Raw genomic sequence first — 14,586 nt, forward strand, 5'->3', positions numbered from 1 at the left:
GAGACCCGAGACCCGAGACCCGATCCTCTCAGCCGATCGACACCCGCCCCTCGGCGTTCAGCCGCCACCCGGGGTTGTGCGCGACCTCCCACGGGTGCCCGTCCGGATCGACGAAGACCCCCGAATAGCCGCCCCAGGGGGTCGGCCCCGCCGGACGGCTGATCCGGGCCCCCGCTCCTGCGGCCGCGCTGAGGAGGGCATCGACCTCGTCGGGGGATGCCAGGTTGTGAGCGAGAGTCACCCCGCCCCATCCGCCGGCGTCGTCGACGCCGGAATCCTCGGCGAGCTCCGCCCTCCCCCACAGCGCGAAGACGAACCCGTCGAGTGGAAAGAAGGCGACGACACCGTCGATCGACTGCGCGTGCGGCGACCACCCCAGCGCACGGTAGAACCCCAGGGCCCGATCGAGGTCGGCGACGCCGAGGGTGATGAGGCTGATCCGCTGCGCCATCGCGACGTCAGGCATGACCGGCCCGCTCCATCGCGCGGAGTTCTTTCTTGAGGTCCTGCACCTCGTCGCGGAGGCGTGCCGCGAGCTCGAACTTCAGCTCCCCCGCCGCGGCCAGCATCTGGCCGGAGAGGTCGGCGATCGTCGCCTCCAACTGCTCGGCGCCCTCGGCCGCGATCCCCTCACGCCGCAGCTGCGGGGTGGGCGACTTGCCCTTCCCCGACTTCACCCGCGAGTCCTTCCGGTTCAGCATCGCCTTGGTGTCGTCCGCCTCGCGAGCGAGCACCTCGGTGATGTCGGCGATGCGCTTGCGCAGGGGCTGCGGATCGATGCCGTGCTCGAGGTTGTACGCGATCTGCTTGTCACGCCGACGGTTGGTCTCGTCGATGGCGTTGCGCATGGAGTCGGTGATGGTGTCGGCGTACATGTGCACCTCTCCCGAGACGTTTCGCGCCGCACGACCGATGGTCTGGATGAGGGAGGTGCCCGATCGGAGGAAGCCCTCCTTGTCGGCATCCAGGATCGACACGAGCGACACCTCCGGCAGGTCGAGACCCTCGCGGAGGAGGTTGATGCCCACCAGCACGTCGTAGACACCGGCGCGCAGCTCGGTGAGCAGCTCCACCCGCCGCAGGGTGTCGACGTCGGAATGCAGGTAGCGCACGCGCACGCCGTGTTCGCCGAGGAAGTCGGTGAGCTCCTCGGCCATCTTCTTCGTCAGGGTCGTCACCAGCACGCGCTCGTCACGCTCCACCCGCAGCCGGATCTCCTCGAGCAGGTCGTCGATCTGGCCCTTGGACGGTTTGACGACGATCTGCGGGTCGATCAGACCGGTCGGGCGGATGATCTGCTCGACGATGCCGTCGGCGATCCCCATCTCGTAACGGCCAGGTGTCGCCGAGAGGTAGACGGTCTGACCGATCCGCTCCTTGAACTCGTCCCAGCGCAGCGGCCGGTTGTCCAGGGCGCTGGGCAGGCGGAATCCGTGCTCGACCAGCGTGCGCTTGCGTGAGGCGTCGCCCTCGTACATCGCCCCGATCTGGGGGACCGTCACGTGCGACTCGTCGATGACCATCAGGAAGTCATCGGGGAAGAAGTCCAGCAGCGTGTGCGGCGGCTCCCCCGGCATCCGTCCGTCCAGATGGCGGGAGTAGTTCTCGATGCCCGAGCAGAACCCCAGCTGCTGGAGCATCTCGAGATCGAAGGTGGTGCGCATCCGCAGGCGCTGCGCTTCGAGGAGCTTGTTCTGCGACTCCAGTTCCTTCAGTCGCTCGGCGAGCTCGTGCTCGATGGTGCCGATCGCCCGCTGCACCGTCTCGGTGCCCGCCACGTAGTGCGAGGCGGGGAAGATCGGCACGGACTCCATGCGCTGCACGACGTCGCCCGTGAGGGGGTGCAGCATGTACAGCGCTTCGATCTCGTCGCCGAACATCTCGATGCGGATGGCGTACTCCTCGTACACCGGGATAATCTCGATCGTGTCGCCGCGGACGCGGAAGTTGCCGCGGGAGAAGTCGACGTCGTTGCGGTTGTACTGCATGGAGATGAACTTGCGGATGAGGGCATCGCGGTCGTACACCTCCCCCACCTGCAGCGCGACCATCGCCCGCAGGTACTCCTCGGGCGCCCCCAGGCCGTAGATGCACGACACGGTCGAGACCACCACGACGTCGCGACGCGACAGCAGCGAGTTCGTCGTCGAGTGGCGCAGCCGCTCGACCTCGGCGTTGATGGACGAGTCCTTCTCGATGAAGGTGTCCGTCTGCGGCACGTACGCCTCGGGCTGGTAGTAGTCGTAGTACGACACGAAGTACTCGACGGCGTTGTGCGGCATGAGATCGCGGAACTCGTTGGCCAGCTGCGCGGCGAGGGTCTTGTTGTGCGCGAGCACCAGGGTCGGACGCTGCACGGCCTCGATCAGCCAGGCGGTCGTCGCCGACTTGCCCGTTCCGGTCGCGCCGAGCAGCACGACATCGGTCTCGCCGGCGTTGATACGGGCGGCGAGGTCGGCGATCGCCTGCGGCTGGTCGCCGGAGGGCTGGTACTCGCTGACGACCTCGAAGGGTCGGACGCTTCTGGTGGTCTGCACGGTTCCAGGGTAGGCGCGCCCTCCGACATCCGGTCCGTCAGCCGAAACCGCCGCCGAATCCGCCCGCGTCCATGCCGCCGAAACCTCCGCCGTCGAAGCCGCCGGCGCCGACATCGCCGACGTACCCTCCTGCGTCGACGGATGACGCCGCCGCCGGATCGACGGTGTCGACGAGCCATCCCGGCTGATCGGCGAGCATGAGCGAGCCCGCCCCGACGGTGAAGTAGGCGGTGACCGCCTGCGTGAGGAGGAAGTTCTGCGCGACGACCGTCATGACTCCGGCGCTCATCAGGATCGATCGCGGATCGGCCGCCTCCTTCGGGTCGTCGGCCTCGGCGACGACCCGACCGTCCGCCCGCTCCCTCCGATGCTGCTCCGCACGACGGACGAGTCTGGCGATGAGGCCGGGATCCGCCTGGGCGTCGCTCCTCTCGTCGTCGTGGAGGAAGGGACGGAGTTGTTCGAGCATCTCCCGGCGGCGCTCGAGGGGGATATCGCGGAACGCCGAGGCGTGCGCGCTCTCGATGACCGATGCCGGAAGCGTGTTCAGCAGATACACGTATCGCGAGATCTGCTCCTCCTCGGTGACCGCGCGATACGGCGTCTTCCGCCGCCGACGGAATCTCGAGAGCACACCCATGTCGGCTCCTTCTGATCGGTAGCGACAGGGTACGCCGAACTCAGCGGTACGCGGCCTATTTCTGCGCGATCACCCGGGGCAGATCCTGCCAGAGGCGATCGACCTGGGCCAGGGTGTCCGCCAGCGGGGCCGCGGTGTCGACGACGACGTCGGCGAGCGCGAGGCGGGCTTCGTCCGAGACCTGCGCGGCGATGCGGGCCTGCGCGTCCGCCTCGGTGAAGCCACGGAGGTCGATCAGCCGCTGCCGCCGGATCGCGGCAGGAGCGTGGGCGACGATGATCAGGTCCCACGGGTCGTCGGCGCGCGTCTCCGCCAGGAGGGGGACGTCGTAGACGATCACCGCGTCCGGGTCCGAGGCGAGGGCCGCCGCGAACCGACGGGCCGACTCGGCGCGCACCGCGGGGTGCACGATGGCGTTCATGCGCCGAACGGCGGCCGGATCGCCGAACGTGCGGCCGGCGAGGGCCCCTCGGTCGAGGCTGCCGTCCTCGCGGATGATGTCGTCGCCGAATTCCCCGGCCAACGCGTCGAGGACGGCCGACCCCGGCTGCTGGACGTCGCGGACGATCGCGTCCGCATCGACGACGACGGCGCCGTGTTCGGCCAGCCGGCGGGCGATGGTCGACTTTCCCGAGGCGATCCCGCCGGTCAGCGCGAGCAGTGGCATGCATCGAGCATGCCATGTCGAAGACATCCGGCGCCGGGAGCCCGCACGCTCTAGAATGGGCGGATCGGACGCACCCCCGAACGCGGCCGAAGCGAGCGAGGCAGCGCGGTGCCACAGTCAGCCGTCGTGATCGAAGATGAGGCCGACATCCGGTCGCTCATCTCCCTCGTGCTGGAATCGGCGGGTTACTCCGTCCACACCGCCGACAACGGAGTCGACGGCGTGGAGGTGGTGCGCCGTGTCGAGCCCGAGGTGGTGACCCTCGACATCAGCATGCCCGGCATCGACGGGTACGAGACCGCGCGACGCATCCGGACGTTCAGTCGCACCCACATCATCATGATCACGGCGTTCGTGCAGGAGTCCGATGCGCAGCAGGGGCTGGACGCCGGCGCCGACGAGTATCTGCGCAAGCCCTTCCGCCCTCGCGAGCTCCGCGCCCGCATCGAAGCGCTGTCGACGGCGCGTCGACCCGAGTAGGCCTCAGGCGTCTGCGCTGCGGGCGACCACGACGGCGGAGTCGGCACTCGAGAAGCCGCTCACCGCGCTGCGTCGCGCGACGCGCAGGAGCGTGCCGGCGTCGTAGCCCACCACGTCGGTCAGCGCCACCCCGACGCCGACGACGGGAAGACCCACCCCGGAGAGCTGGCCGAGCGCGTCGAAACTCCCGCGATACAGGGTCATGGCCTCTCGCCGCGCGGCGCTGGGCGAGGACGCGGCCGTGACGAGCACGATCCCGCCCTCGCCGTCCTCGCCCATCACCGAGAACAGCGGGGCGTGGGCGCGCACCGCCTCGCGCCACACGGTGATCGCCTCGCGCCGCGCCTCGTCGCCGAAGGCGGTGGCGATGTGGGCGAGATCGTCGAGCCGGACCTCGATGACGGTGAGCGCGACCCCTCGGACGGCGGCGCGGGCGACGACCGAGTCGAGCGTCGCCCCGAACCTGCCCTCCGTGAGGATGCCGGTGACCATGTCGTCCGCGCCCGCGAGCACCCGCTGGTGGCGGAGCTCCGCCCGACCGGCGCGTAGAACCGACGTCACGATGACGGCGACGACGATGAGGATGACGGTGAGTATCCCGACGGCGATGCTTCCGAACCAGGCCTGGAAGAACGGGTCGTCCGGCCCCAGCACCAGGAAGGCCACCAGCCGGGCGAGGAAGAACGCTCCCTCGATCAGGAGCACGCCTCCCAGCACCCATGCCGTCCGCGCCGCGCCGAGCACGCCCCGGAAGCACTCGACTCCTGCCGCCGCGGCCAGGACGACGAGCGAACCGAACGTCCAGGTCGCGCCCGCCCAATCGCCGACGAGGGGAGCCTCGACGACGGTGGCCGCCGCCACGAGGGCGCTGAGACCGAGCACGACGGCCGTCGCCGTGCGATAGGTCCGCCCGTTGTAGAGGCGGCACGCGATCCACATCGCGCCCGTGCCCGCCACGAAGGCCGCATTCCCGGCGACCACCGCCCAGAACGCCTCGGGATCGGCCGCCCAGGCGAGATAGAGCAAGGACGTCAGGATTGCGCCCAGGAATCCGAGCGCCCACACCCGGCCCGCGGCTTCGTCCCGGCGCAGAACGGTTTCGAGCAGGAACACCGTGCCGGCGACGAAGACCACGAGGGCCGTCATCACCGCGGTCGTCACCAGGTCGAGTTCGGCGAGCATCAGACCTCCCCCGCACCGGGCCGGGTGGCGGGGAGCGTGACGGTGAAGGTCGACCCCACCCCGAGGACGCTCGTCACCGTGATGTCGCCGCCGTGGGCGCGGACGATGTCGCGGCTGATCGCGAGGCCGAGTCCGGTACCCGAGACGGTCGAGGACCGGACGGCGACTCCTCGGTAGTACCGCTGGAAGAGCGCATCGGTGTCCTCCTCCGTCATCCCCACCCCCGTGTCCTCCACGACGATCGCCGTCCACCGCCCCGTGGTGGCGGACTGGAGGGAAACCCGTCCGCCCTCGCGGTTGTACTTGACAGCGTTGGACAGCAGATTGTCGACCACCTGCGCGAGCCGCCGCGGGTCGACATAGGCGTGGGCGGGCCGCAGGCGCGCGGTGTCGATGGTGACCCCGCGCTCCCCGGCGCGCAGGACGAGCGACTCGACGGCCGCACGGATGACTTCGGAGACCTCGACGACCTCGGGCTGCATGACCAGTTCGACCCGATCGTCCGCCGCCGCCGACGCGGTGAGCACGTCGGAGACGAGCTCGAGCAGCTGCTCGGCGTTGCGGTCGGCGATCTGGAGGTTGGAGCGGATCCGCGACGGGATATCGGGATCGTCGATGGCGAGCTCGATGTAGCCGAGGATCGAGGTCAGCGGCGTCCGAAGCTCGTGCGACACCGACGAGATCACCTCGTCGCGCGCCCGCGCCGCCATCATCTCGACGGTCACGTCGCGCGAGACCACGACCGCCCCGGCATCCCTCCCCTCCACGTCGAGGAGACGGCGAGCGGTGAAGCTCAGCGCCCGCTGCGGACCGCCCGGCGCACCGAACCACACGCGCTCGTCCTGAAAGACCGCACCTCGTCGCGCCCGCTCGATCGGCAGCTCCTCGCGCGGCAGCGGCGTCGTGCGGTCGGTGCGATAGGCCTCCAGCCGATGCTCGCCCTCGACATCGGCCAGCACCTGCTGCAGACGCGCGTGGGCGTCGTTGGTGACGGTGATCGCGCCGGACTCGTCGATGCGGATGACCCCGAAGTCGACGGCATCGAGCACCTCCGTGACGAGCTGCTCCTGTCGGCGCGCCCGCTCCGCCGTCTGCTGGAGCAGCGCGGCCTGCTTGTCCAGCAGCATCCGCTGCGCCGCGGCGCGCCGTGCTGCGACGTAGGACGTCGCGCCCACGGCGATGAGCACGATCGGAAGGAGGATCGTACTGAGGACCGCGGTCGAGGGCGGCCCCACGGCGACGCTCACCCAGTAGGTGACGATGGCCGTCGTCACCCCCGAGATCAGCCCCACGAGTCCGAAACCGGTGGCGAGCCACATGACGGGGAAGATGAACAGCAGACCGGTCCCGAGCGCCGGTGCGGCACCGCGCATCACGCCCACGGCGATGATGTCGGCGAGCGGGATCGCGATCAGCCACCACGAAGACATCCGCCCCCACGGCACCACGAGGGCGAGCCCGGTGAGGACGAAGACGCCGATGACCCCGGCGAAGAAGACGGGCATGGTCGAGACGAGGTCGGTCACGATCACGGCGATCGCCACCGCGAGCACGAGCGCACCGACGAGGAGCTGCGTCAGCGCCGGCGACCTCCCGCGGGTGCGGTCGGCGAGGACGATGTCGATCCAGCGCGGGGTGTCGGGTGCCGAGCGGGTGGCGGATGCGGCGGGGGTGGCGTCCATCTACGAGGTCCGCCCCGCCGTGGACGCGTCGTCCGCGCGCGTGTAGCCGGCGACGAGCTCCTGCTCGCGGGCGAATCCGGGCAGGAAGATCGCCACGACCGCTGCACCGATGCTGATCGCGACGGCGCCGATGAGGTATGCGAAGAACGCGCCGTCGAGGAGGGACTGCGTCGCGCCCTGCGTGATCTGGGTGGCGTACTGCGGGTACTGCTCCGCGACCCGCAGCGCGGAGGCGTACGAGGCCTGGAGCGCCTGCGTGACCTCGGCGCTGACCGTCTGCGCCTCGGCCGAGGCGGCGATCTGGCGCGCGAACGATGCGGCGAACCCGGCGGCGAGGACCGCGCCGAGAAGGGCCTGCATGATCGAGCCGCCGAGGTCGCGCTGGAGGTCGGAGGTCGCCGAGGCCATCCCCACCCGCCGGATCGGCGTGCTCTCGGTGAGCGCGCGCGATGCAGGGGTCATCGCGAAGGCGGCGCCGCTGCCGATGAAGAGGAAGCCGGCGCCGACGAGCACGTACGGCGTGGACTCCCCCCACAGGAGCGTGGTGAGGAATCCGAGCAGGACGAGCGCGTAGCCCACCAGCATGGTCGCGCGAGACCCGCGGGCGGTGAGCAGGCGGGCCGAGAGCGGCGCGCAGATGAGCAGACCCACCGCGGCCGGGACGACGGCGAGTCCCGCTTCGAGGGTGGTGTACCCGAGGATGTTCTGCAGGAACTGCTGTCCGACGAACATCGCCCCCATGAGCGAGCCGAACACGATCGTGCCCCCGGTGGCCGGCACCCAGAACATGCGACGACCGGCGACCCTCAGTTCGTAGATCGGATGCCGCGCGGCGACCTGTCGCCAGGCGAAGAGAGCCAGGAGCACCACCGTCGCGCCCAGCAGACTCAGTCCGAGCACGGTCTGGCCGGGCGCGAAGACCAGGCTCACGCCGAGGACGAGCGCCGCGATCGCCAGGGTCGCGAGGATCCCGCCGAGGTGATCGACGGGGTCGTCCGACTCCTTGACGTGCGAGGGCACGACGATCGCCACGAGCACCAGAGCCGTCGCCGCGATGGGCGCCGCCAGCAGAAACGCCGAACCCCACCACCAGATGGTCAGCAGCAGGCCCGCCAGCACGGAGCCGATCACGGCCGCCGTGGCGCTCACGCCCGACCAGAGGGCGATGGCCACCGTGCGCTTCGGGCCCTGCGCCCACAGCGCGGTGATGAGCGACAGAGTGGTGGGGAAGGCCATACCCGCCGCGATGCCGGTGAAGATCCGCGCGGCGATGAGCATCTCGATCGACGGAGAGAACGCGGACAGGAAGCTCGCCACCACCGTGAGGGCGAGACCGAGCAGGAGCAGCTGCTTGCGCCCGTAACGGTCGGCGAGCGCTCCGAGGTACAGCACCGACATCGCGAGCCCCAGACCGCAGCCGACGGCCACGAGGTTCAGCGCGGTCTGCGACGCGCCGAAGGCGTCGCCCACATCGGGGAGGGCGACGTTGGCCGCTGCCAGATTGATGTTGCACACGAGGGCCGCGAGGATCAGCGCGGTCAGCACGAGGGGCGCTCTGGGCGGCACCGTACCGAGGCCTGCGCCGCCCTCCCGCGTCTGAGTCACGCGCTCACTTTAGCGATGCCCACGCCCTGCGGTGCGCAGCACCACGGCGGCGGTCACCGCTGCCGTGGTGCACAGGACCGCGAGCGCGCCGACGAAAGCCGTCCATCCCGGCCCGGCGTAGACGAAGCCGAGGCACCAGCCGAAAAGGCTCGATCCTCCGTAGTAGGCGAGGTAGTACAGCGAGGACGCCTGCGCCCGGGTGTCCGCTGAGGCGGCTACAGGCGCCCACCCAGAGGCCACCGCGTGGGCGGCGAAGAACCCCGCGGTGAAGACGAGGAGGCCGAGCAGCACCACCACCGTCGCGGGGGTCAGCAACGCCGCGAGGCCCGCCAGCATCGCCACGATGCCGCCGAGGAGGACGGGCAGTCGGCCGTGACGCACCGCCAGCGCACCCGCCCACGGAGAGGAGACCGTACCGGCGAGGTAGGAGAGGAACAGCAGGGTCGCCAGCCACCCGGGCAGCGAGAACGGCGGCTCGGCGAGATGGAACCCGAGGTAGTTGAACACCGCGACGAAGGCGCCCATGAGAAGGAACCCCTGCGCGTCGATCGCGAGCTGGGCCGGGGTCCGCACGACGGCGGCGAGACGCTCCCCCAGCCGCCTCGCCGGTCGGTGCCGATGCGCGACGAAGCCCCGCGCGCGCGGGACGAGGCACAGGAACACGATCGCCGAGGCGGCGCAGAGGATCGCCACGGCCCACATACCGGTGCGCCACTCGGCGAGGTCGGCGACGGGCCCCGACAGGAGCCGTCCGGAGAGCCCGCCCACGGTGGTGCCGGCGATGTAGCTTCCGGCCGCCGCTGCCGTGTGACGGGCGTCCACCTCCTCACTGAGGTACGCCAGGGCGATGGCGGGGATCGCACCGAGTGCCACGCCCTCGGTCAGTCGCACGGCGAGGAACACGCCGATACCGCCCGAGAGGGGCGCCAGCAGTCCGAGCAGCGTTGCGGCGCAGATTCCGATCGTCATGGCCGGCACCCGACCGAAACGGTCGGCGACGATGGACCACGGGATGACGGCGGCGGCCAGGCCGAGGGTCGTCGCAGACACCGACAGAGACGCGGTCGGCGGCGAGACCTGCAGGTTGGCGGCGATGAGCGGCAGCAGCGCTTGGGGAGAATACAGCTGAGCGAAGGTGGCGATGCCGGCGAAGAACAGGGCGACGAGCAGGCGCCGGTACGCACGACTTCCCGGCAGGTGCCCGGTCGCGTCGCTCATCGCCTGCACGCTACGCGACCCTTCGCGTCTGATCCGCTCACACACGGCAGAGGGCCGGAACCCTTGCGGGTTCCGGCCCTCTGCGCGGGTGGTGCGGGATCAGCGACCCGACAGCTTCTCACGAAGCGCGGCGAGCGCCTCGTCGTCGGCCAGCGTTCCGCCGGCAGAGGTGTCGGACGAGAACGAGGACGAGCCCGTCGACTCGACCGCGGGCGCGTTCGCCTCGGCCTCGAGGGCCTTGACGACGGCGGCCTTGTGGGCCTCCCAGCGCGCCTGTGCGGCGGCGTAGTCCTGCTCCCAGGCCTCGCGCTGCTCGTCGAAGCCTTCCTTCCACTGGTTGGTCTCCGGGTCGAAGCCCTCGGGGTACTTGTACTCCCCGTTCTCGTCGTACTCGGTGACCATGCCGTAGAGGGCCGGGTCGAACTCGGTGCCGTAGGGGTCGACCGACTCGTTGGCCTGCTTCAGCGACAGCGAGATGCGGCGGCGCTCGAGGTCGATGTCGATGATCTTGACGAAGACCTCTTCACCGACCGAGACGACCTGCTCGGCGAGCTCGACGTGCTTGCCCGACAGCTCGGAGATGTGCACGAGGCCCTCGATGCCGTCCGCGACGCGGACGAACGCACCGAACGGCACGAGCTTGGTGACCTTGCCCGGTGCGATCTGGCCGATCGCGTGGGTGCGGGCGAAGACCTGCCACGGGTCCTCCTGCGTCGCCTTCAGCGACAGCGAGACGCGCTCGCGGTCGAGGTCGACCTCGAGGATCTCGACGGTGACCTCCTGGCCCACCTCGACGACCTCGGAGGCGTGCTCGATGTGCTTCCACGACAGCTCGGACACGTGCACGAGGCCGTCCACGCCGCCGAGGTCGACGAAGGCACCGAAGTTGACGATCGACGACACCGTACCCTTGCGGACCTGGCCCTTGTGCAGGTTGTTGAGGAACGTGGTGCGCGACTCGGACTGCGTCTGCTCGAGCAGGGCCCGACGCGAGAGGACGACGTTGTTGCGGTTCTTGTCCAGCTCGAGGATCTTCGCCTCGATCTCCTGACCCAGGTACGGGGTCAGGTCGCGGACGCGGCGCAGTTCGATGAGCGAGGCGGGAAGGAACCCGCGCAGGCCGATGTCGACGATGAGGCCGCCCTTGACGACCTCGATCACCTGACCGGTGACCACGCCGTCGGTCTCCTTGATCTTCTCCACGTCGCCCCAGGCGCGCTCGTACTGCGCACGCTTCTTCGACAGGATGAGGCGGCCTTCCTTGTCCTCCTTCTGGAGGACGAGCGCCTCGACGTGGTCGCCGACGCCCACGACCTCGTTGGGGTCGACGTCGTGCTTGATCGAAAGCTCGCGCGAGGGGATGACGCCCTCGGTCTTGTAGCCGACGTCGAGGAGCACCTCGTCGCGGTCGATCTTCACGACGGTGCCCTCGATGAGGTCTCCGTCGTTGAAGAACTTCAGGGTCTTCTCGACCGCGGCCAGGAAGTCCTCGGCAGATCCGATGTCGTTGATCGCGACCTGCTTGGTGGCCGGGGCGGTCGTTGCGGTAGTCATGTAGTGGGTTGTCCTTGGTGGTGTGGTGTTCGGGCCCTGGCTGCCGGATCCGCACGCGAACGCGGACGAATCCCGACCCCGAGGCGGAGCGGATTGTGGTCGTACGATGTCAGAGCGGCGCACCGGCCCCGCACGCGGACCTGGATCACAAACCCGGGCACAGCGGAACCGTCACACGCGTGACACTTCAGGTTATCAGAGTGCGTCAGCCCGCGGAGACCTCGACGGTGAACTCCAGGGGCTGGATTCCCCCGTCCTGGTTGGTCATGGTGACCGTCGTCGTTCCCTCGGCGACCGCCTGGACCCCGGGGTTGAACGTGGCGTCGCCTTCCTCGCGTCCCTGGACGAATTCGGCCACCGCCGGATCCGCAACCTCCCCCTCGTAGCTGTCGACGGCGAGGTCGCCGGTGTTGATGTTGAGCACCTGGCCGACGACGAGCTCGACCGTCGCGCCCTGCAGGTCGTTCGCCGACTCGGTGACCGGCGCGATCACGGGGGTGTTCTCCGGACTCGCTCCCCCGGGTGCGCAGGCGCTGAGCGCGATCGCCGCGGTGAGGGTACCGAGGACGGTGAGGACGAGCTTCGGGCTGCGCATCCTCTCACCATGGCAGGAACGGTCGCGTCAGACCAGAAGGCGCCCGAGGAGTCGGGTGAGGATGCCCTGCTCCTCCCGGGAGAGACCGGCGAGCTCCTCGGCCTCGCGTCGGACGAGCTCGGTCATCGCGGCGTCGACCCGCTCCGTGCCCTCAGGGCTGAGCCGCACCAGCACGCCCCGACCGTCGCGGGGGTTCGGACGCCGTTCGACGAGGCCGCGCGCGGCGAGCTTCTCGAGGCGATTGGTCATGGCCGCGCTCCCGATCATGGTGGACTCGATCAGCTGAGCGGGGCTCAGTTCGTGCGGTTCATCGGCGCGCCGAAGGGCCGCCAGAACGTCGAACTCCCAGACCGACAGCCCCGCGCTGAAAAAGGCCTCTGCGCGCAGACGCGCGAGCCGGAGCGCCACGCGGCGCAGCCGCGACATGACATCCAGCGGCGTCAGATCGACGTCGGGGAGCCGACGTGACCACGCATCGATCAGCAGATCGACGTCGTCGTCCCTCTCCCGGGCCTCCCCGCTCATACTCCGACCGTAGCGGACGCCACGAGGGGTGAGCCCCGTCGGCGGGTGCTATCGCGCGTCGGGTGCGGCCGCGAATGCCTCCGGGATCGGCTGGTCGCCGCCGCCGAAACGCAGAGTGCGCCCGATCGTCGCGGGCTCGACCAAGGCCGTGGCCACGGCGGCGGCGACGTCCGCGCGGGGCACGGCACCGCGTCCCTGCGGATCGATCTCGATGCGTCCCGTACCCGGATCGTCGAGGAGCGCCCCTGGACCGAGCACCGTCCACGACAGCTCGGTGCCGCGCAGGTGATCGTCGGCGGCGAGCTTGGCATCGGCGTAAGGGAAGAACGGGTCGTCCTGCGGCACTCCGTGGTCGGGCGCGGATCCGAGCCACGACACCATCACGTATCGGGCGACACCGGCCCGGGCGGCCGCGTCCATCGATCGGATCGCCGCGTCGCGGTCCACCGCGTAGGTGCGCGCGGCGTCGCCGCCTCCGGCGCCGGCCGACCAGACGACGACGTCGTGCCCGGACACCAGATCGGCGAGCGCATCGATATCGAGCGTCTCGATATCGGCCACGCGCGGGGTCGCCCCGGTGCTCTCCACGTCGCGGACGTGGTCGGGGTTGCGGATGACCGCCGTCACCTCATCGCCCCTCGAGACCAGCAGCGGCGCCAGAAGCATCGCGACCTTGCCGTGTCCGCCGAAAACCAGCACCCGAGACATCCGCTCTCCTTCTGTTCGTCCGGCTCCCAGCCCATCGGCCGGACCCGACGCTGTCAACCCCGCCCGACGTGGCTAGCGTTGAGGTATGCGACTGACCTCGGCGATCCGCGCCCCACGTCGCGCCCCCCTGCTTCAGGTGGCCAAGTCGGCGATCGCGACGGTGGCGGCGTGGCTCGTCGCAGGCTGGCTCATTCAGGGCCCTCCCCCGGTCTTCGCCGCGATCGCCGCGCTCCTGGTCGTGCAGCCGAGCCTCAACCAGTCGTTCGCCAAGGCGATCGAACGCAGCGTCGGCGTCATCGTGGGCGTCGCCATCGCCTCGGGGCTCGGGATGGTGTTCGGGGACGCCACGTGGGTGGTGCTGGTGGCCATCATCGTCGCCCTGATCGTGGCGTGGGCGGCCCGGGTGACGGCCGGAACGGCCAACCAGGTCGCGATCAGCGCGGTGCTGGTCCTCGCTCTGGGTGCGACGACGCCCGACTACGCCCTCGATCGCATTCTCGAGACGATCATCGGAGCGATCATCGGCATGGTGGTGCACATCGTGATGGTGCCGCCGGTCGCGGTGACTCCCGCGCACGAGGCTGTTGACCGCGTCGGCGAAGAACTCGCGCGATCGCTCGAGCGCCTCGCCGATGCGCTGACCGCGCAGCAGACGCGTCCGCAGATCGAGGAGCTCATGCTGACCGCGCGGCTGCTGCGGCCGATGGTCGTCGACGCCGACGAGGCCATCGCGACGGCTCGCGACTCGCTCTCGCTGAACCCCCGGGCCCGGCGCTACCGCCGCGAGCTGGACACGGTGGAGAAGCTCCTCGCCGTCTTCAGCCCCGTCGTGACTCAGACGATCGGCATGACGCGCGCGGTCTACGACCACTACGACGCGAGCCTCGCCACCGAACCCGCCGTCCAGGCGATCGCCGATCAGCTGCGACGAGCGGCGCACGACATCCGGCTGGATCTGCGGCGCACCCCGCGCGCCGGAGGCGCGGAGCCGACGGTGACGACGACCATTCCGGCGCTGACCGCACCGCTGCAGCTGACCGCCCCCTCGGCGACGAACTGGATCGTCGTGGGGTCGATGATGGAGGACCTTCGCCGGATCCACGATCAGCTCAGCGAGGAGAATCCGTGACGGGCGGACGATGAGGGATGTCCCCCGTCCCCGGGGCTGATAGCGTGCGGGGCACCCGAGGTGA

Annotated in this window: 14 protein-coding genes; 2 read left to right on the forward strand and 12 right to left on the reverse strand. The window is 70.0% G+C overall.

From position 1 onward, the window contains the following. Positions 1-28 precede the first annotated feature (28 nt). The 4 genes from T9R20_RS10485 to coaE are packed head-to-tail and all read right to left on the reverse strand — an operon-like array spanning position 29 to position 3,844. Positions 29-466: a VOC family protein gene (locus T9R20_RS10485; RefSeq protein WP_322409258.1), complete on the reverse strand. Its 438-nt coding sequence runs from the start codon at positions 464-466 to the stop codon at positions 29-31. Continuing rightward, entirely contained in the window at positions 459-2,537 is a 2,079-nt protein-coding gene (uvrB, locus tag T9R20_RS10490) for an excinuclease ABC subunit UvrB (protein WP_322409259.1), read from the reverse strand. Before uvrB ends, T9R20_RS10485 begins: the two co-directional genes overlap by 8 nt. Before the next feature lie 37 nt (positions 2,538-2,574). After that, positions 2,575-3,177: a hypothetical protein gene (locus T9R20_RS10495; RefSeq protein ID WP_322409260.1), complete on the reverse strand. Its 603-nt coding sequence runs from the start codon at positions 3,175-3,177 to the stop codon at positions 2,575-2,577. Positions 3,178-3,232: 55 nt separating this feature from the next. After that, on the reverse strand, positions 3,233-3,844 hold the full coding sequence (gene coaE, locus T9R20_RS10500; protein WP_322409261.1) for a dephospho-CoA kinase: 612 nt from the start codon (positions 3,842-3,844) through the stop codon (positions 3,233-3,235). Positions 3,845-3,952: 108 nt separating this feature from the next. Between coaE and T9R20_RS10505 the strand changes: the two genes are divergently transcribed. After that, complete coding sequence (locus T9R20_RS10505) at positions 3,953-4,324, forward strand: response regulator transcription factor (RefSeq protein ID WP_322409262.1); 372 nt, start codon at positions 3,953-3,955, stop codon at positions 4,322-4,324. A 3-nt stretch (positions 4,325-4,327) separates the two neighbouring features. Here the strand turns inward: T9R20_RS10505 and T9R20_RS10510 are convergent, their stop codons facing one another. From T9R20_RS10510 to T9R20_RS10545, 8 genes are all read right to left on the reverse strand, one after another. Continuing rightward, positions 4,328-5,506, reverse strand: a complete 1,179-nt coding sequence (locus T9R20_RS10510; protein ID WP_322409263.1) for a hypothetical protein — start codon at positions 5,504-5,506, stop codon at positions 4,328-4,330. Continuing rightward, a complete protein-coding gene (locus tag T9R20_RS10515; protein WP_322409264.1) occupies positions 5,506-7,188 on the reverse strand; it encodes a sensor histidine kinase in 1,683 nt (560 codons plus the stop codon). The genes T9R20_RS10510 and T9R20_RS10515 overlap by 1 nt, the downstream gene beginning before the upstream one ends. After that, positions 7,189-8,793 (reverse strand): MFS transporter, encoded by a 1,605-nt coding sequence (locus tag T9R20_RS10520; RefSeq protein ID WP_322409265.1) that lies wholly within the window; start codon positions 8,791-8,793, stop codon positions 7,189-7,191. It abuts the gene before it with no gap. Between the two features lie 9 nt (positions 8,794-8,802). Continuing rightward, complete coding sequence (locus T9R20_RS10525; RefSeq protein WP_322409266.1) at positions 8,803-10,011, reverse strand: MFS transporter; 1,209 nt, start codon at positions 10,009-10,011, stop codon at positions 8,803-8,805. A 99-nt stretch (positions 10,012-10,110) separates the two neighbouring features. Beyond that, positions 10,111-11,565 (reverse strand): 30S ribosomal protein S1, encoded by a 1,455-nt coding sequence (rpsA, locus tag T9R20_RS10530; RefSeq protein ID WP_322409267.1) that lies wholly within the window; start codon positions 11,563-11,565, stop codon positions 10,111-10,113. 205 nt (positions 11,566-11,770) lie between these two features. Further along, positions 11,771-12,160, reverse strand: a complete 390-nt coding sequence (locus T9R20_RS10535; RefSeq protein ID WP_322409268.1) for a hypothetical protein — start codon at positions 12,158-12,160, stop codon at positions 11,771-11,773. Positions 12,161-12,187: 27 nt separating this feature from the next. Further along, positions 12,188-12,685 (reverse strand): MarR family winged helix-turn-helix transcriptional regulator, encoded by a 498-nt coding sequence (locus T9R20_RS10540; RefSeq protein ID WP_322409269.1) that lies wholly within the window; start codon positions 12,683-12,685, stop codon positions 12,188-12,190. A 48-nt stretch (positions 12,686-12,733) separates the two neighbouring features. Then, positions 12,734-13,393, reverse strand: coding sequence for an SDR family oxidoreductase (locus tag T9R20_RS10545; protein ID WP_322409270.1), 660 nt, complete (start codon positions 13,391-13,393; stop codon positions 12,734-12,736). A gap of 85 nt (positions 13,394-13,478) precedes the next feature. On the opposite strand from T9R20_RS10545, the gene T9R20_RS10550 reads away from it, so the two are divergent. After that, positions 13,479-14,522 (forward strand): FUSC family protein, encoded by a 1,044-nt coding sequence (locus T9R20_RS10550; RefSeq protein ID WP_322409271.1) that lies wholly within the window; start codon positions 13,479-13,481, stop codon positions 14,520-14,522. Positions 14,523-14,586 lie beyond the last annotated feature (64 nt).

It is taken from the genome of Microbacterium invictum (assembly GCF_034421375.1).
Taxonomy (GTDB): domain Bacteria; phylum Actinomycetota; class Actinomycetes; order Actinomycetales; family Microbacteriaceae; genus Microbacterium; species Microbacterium invictum_A.

Excerpts from the sequence above, each read along its gene's own strand:
- T9R20_RS10540 (WP_322409269.1), bottom strand. The coding sequence starts at position 12,685 with ATGAGCGGGGAGGCCCGGGAGAGGGACGACGACGTCGATCTGCTGATC.
- T9R20_RS10495 (WP_322409260.1), bottom strand. The coding sequence starts at position 3,177 with ATGGGTGTGCTCTCGAGATTCCGTCGGCGGCGGAAGACGCCGTATCGC.
- T9R20_RS10485 (WP_322409258.1), bottom strand. The coding sequence starts at position 466 with ATGCCTGACGTCGCGATGGCGCAGCGGATCAGCCTCATCACCCTCGGC.
- T9R20_RS10545 (WP_322409270.1), bottom strand. The coding sequence starts at position 13,393 with ATGTCTCGGGTGCTGGTTTTCGGCGGACACGGCAAGGTCGCGATGCTT.
- T9R20_RS10525 (WP_322409266.1), bottom strand. The coding sequence starts at position 10,011 with ATGAGCGACGCGACCGGGCACCTGCCGGGAAGTCGTGCGTACCGGCGC.
- T9R20_RS10515 (WP_322409264.1), bottom strand. The coding sequence starts at position 7,188 with ATGGACGCCACCCCCGCCGCATCCGCCACCCGCTCGGCACCCGACACC.
- rpsA (WP_322409267.1), bottom strand. The coding sequence starts at position 11,565 with ATGACTACCGCAACGACCGCCCCGGCCACCAAGCAGGTCGCGATCAAC.
- T9R20_RS10550 (WP_322409271.1), top strand. The coding sequence starts at position 13,479 with ATGCGACTGACCTCGGCGATCCGCGCCCCACGTCGCGCCCCCCTGCTT.
- coaE (WP_322409261.1), bottom strand. The coding sequence starts at position 3,844 with ATGCCACTGCTCGCGCTGACCGGCGGGATCGCCTCGGGAAAGTCGACC.
- T9R20_RS10510 (WP_322409263.1), bottom strand. The coding sequence starts at position 5,506 with ATGCTCGCCGAACTCGACCTGGTGACGACCGCGGTGATGACGGCCCTC.
- T9R20_RS10535 (WP_322409268.1), bottom strand. The coding sequence starts at position 12,160 with ATGCGCAGCCCGAAGCTCGTCCTCACCGTCCTCGGTACCCTCACCGCG.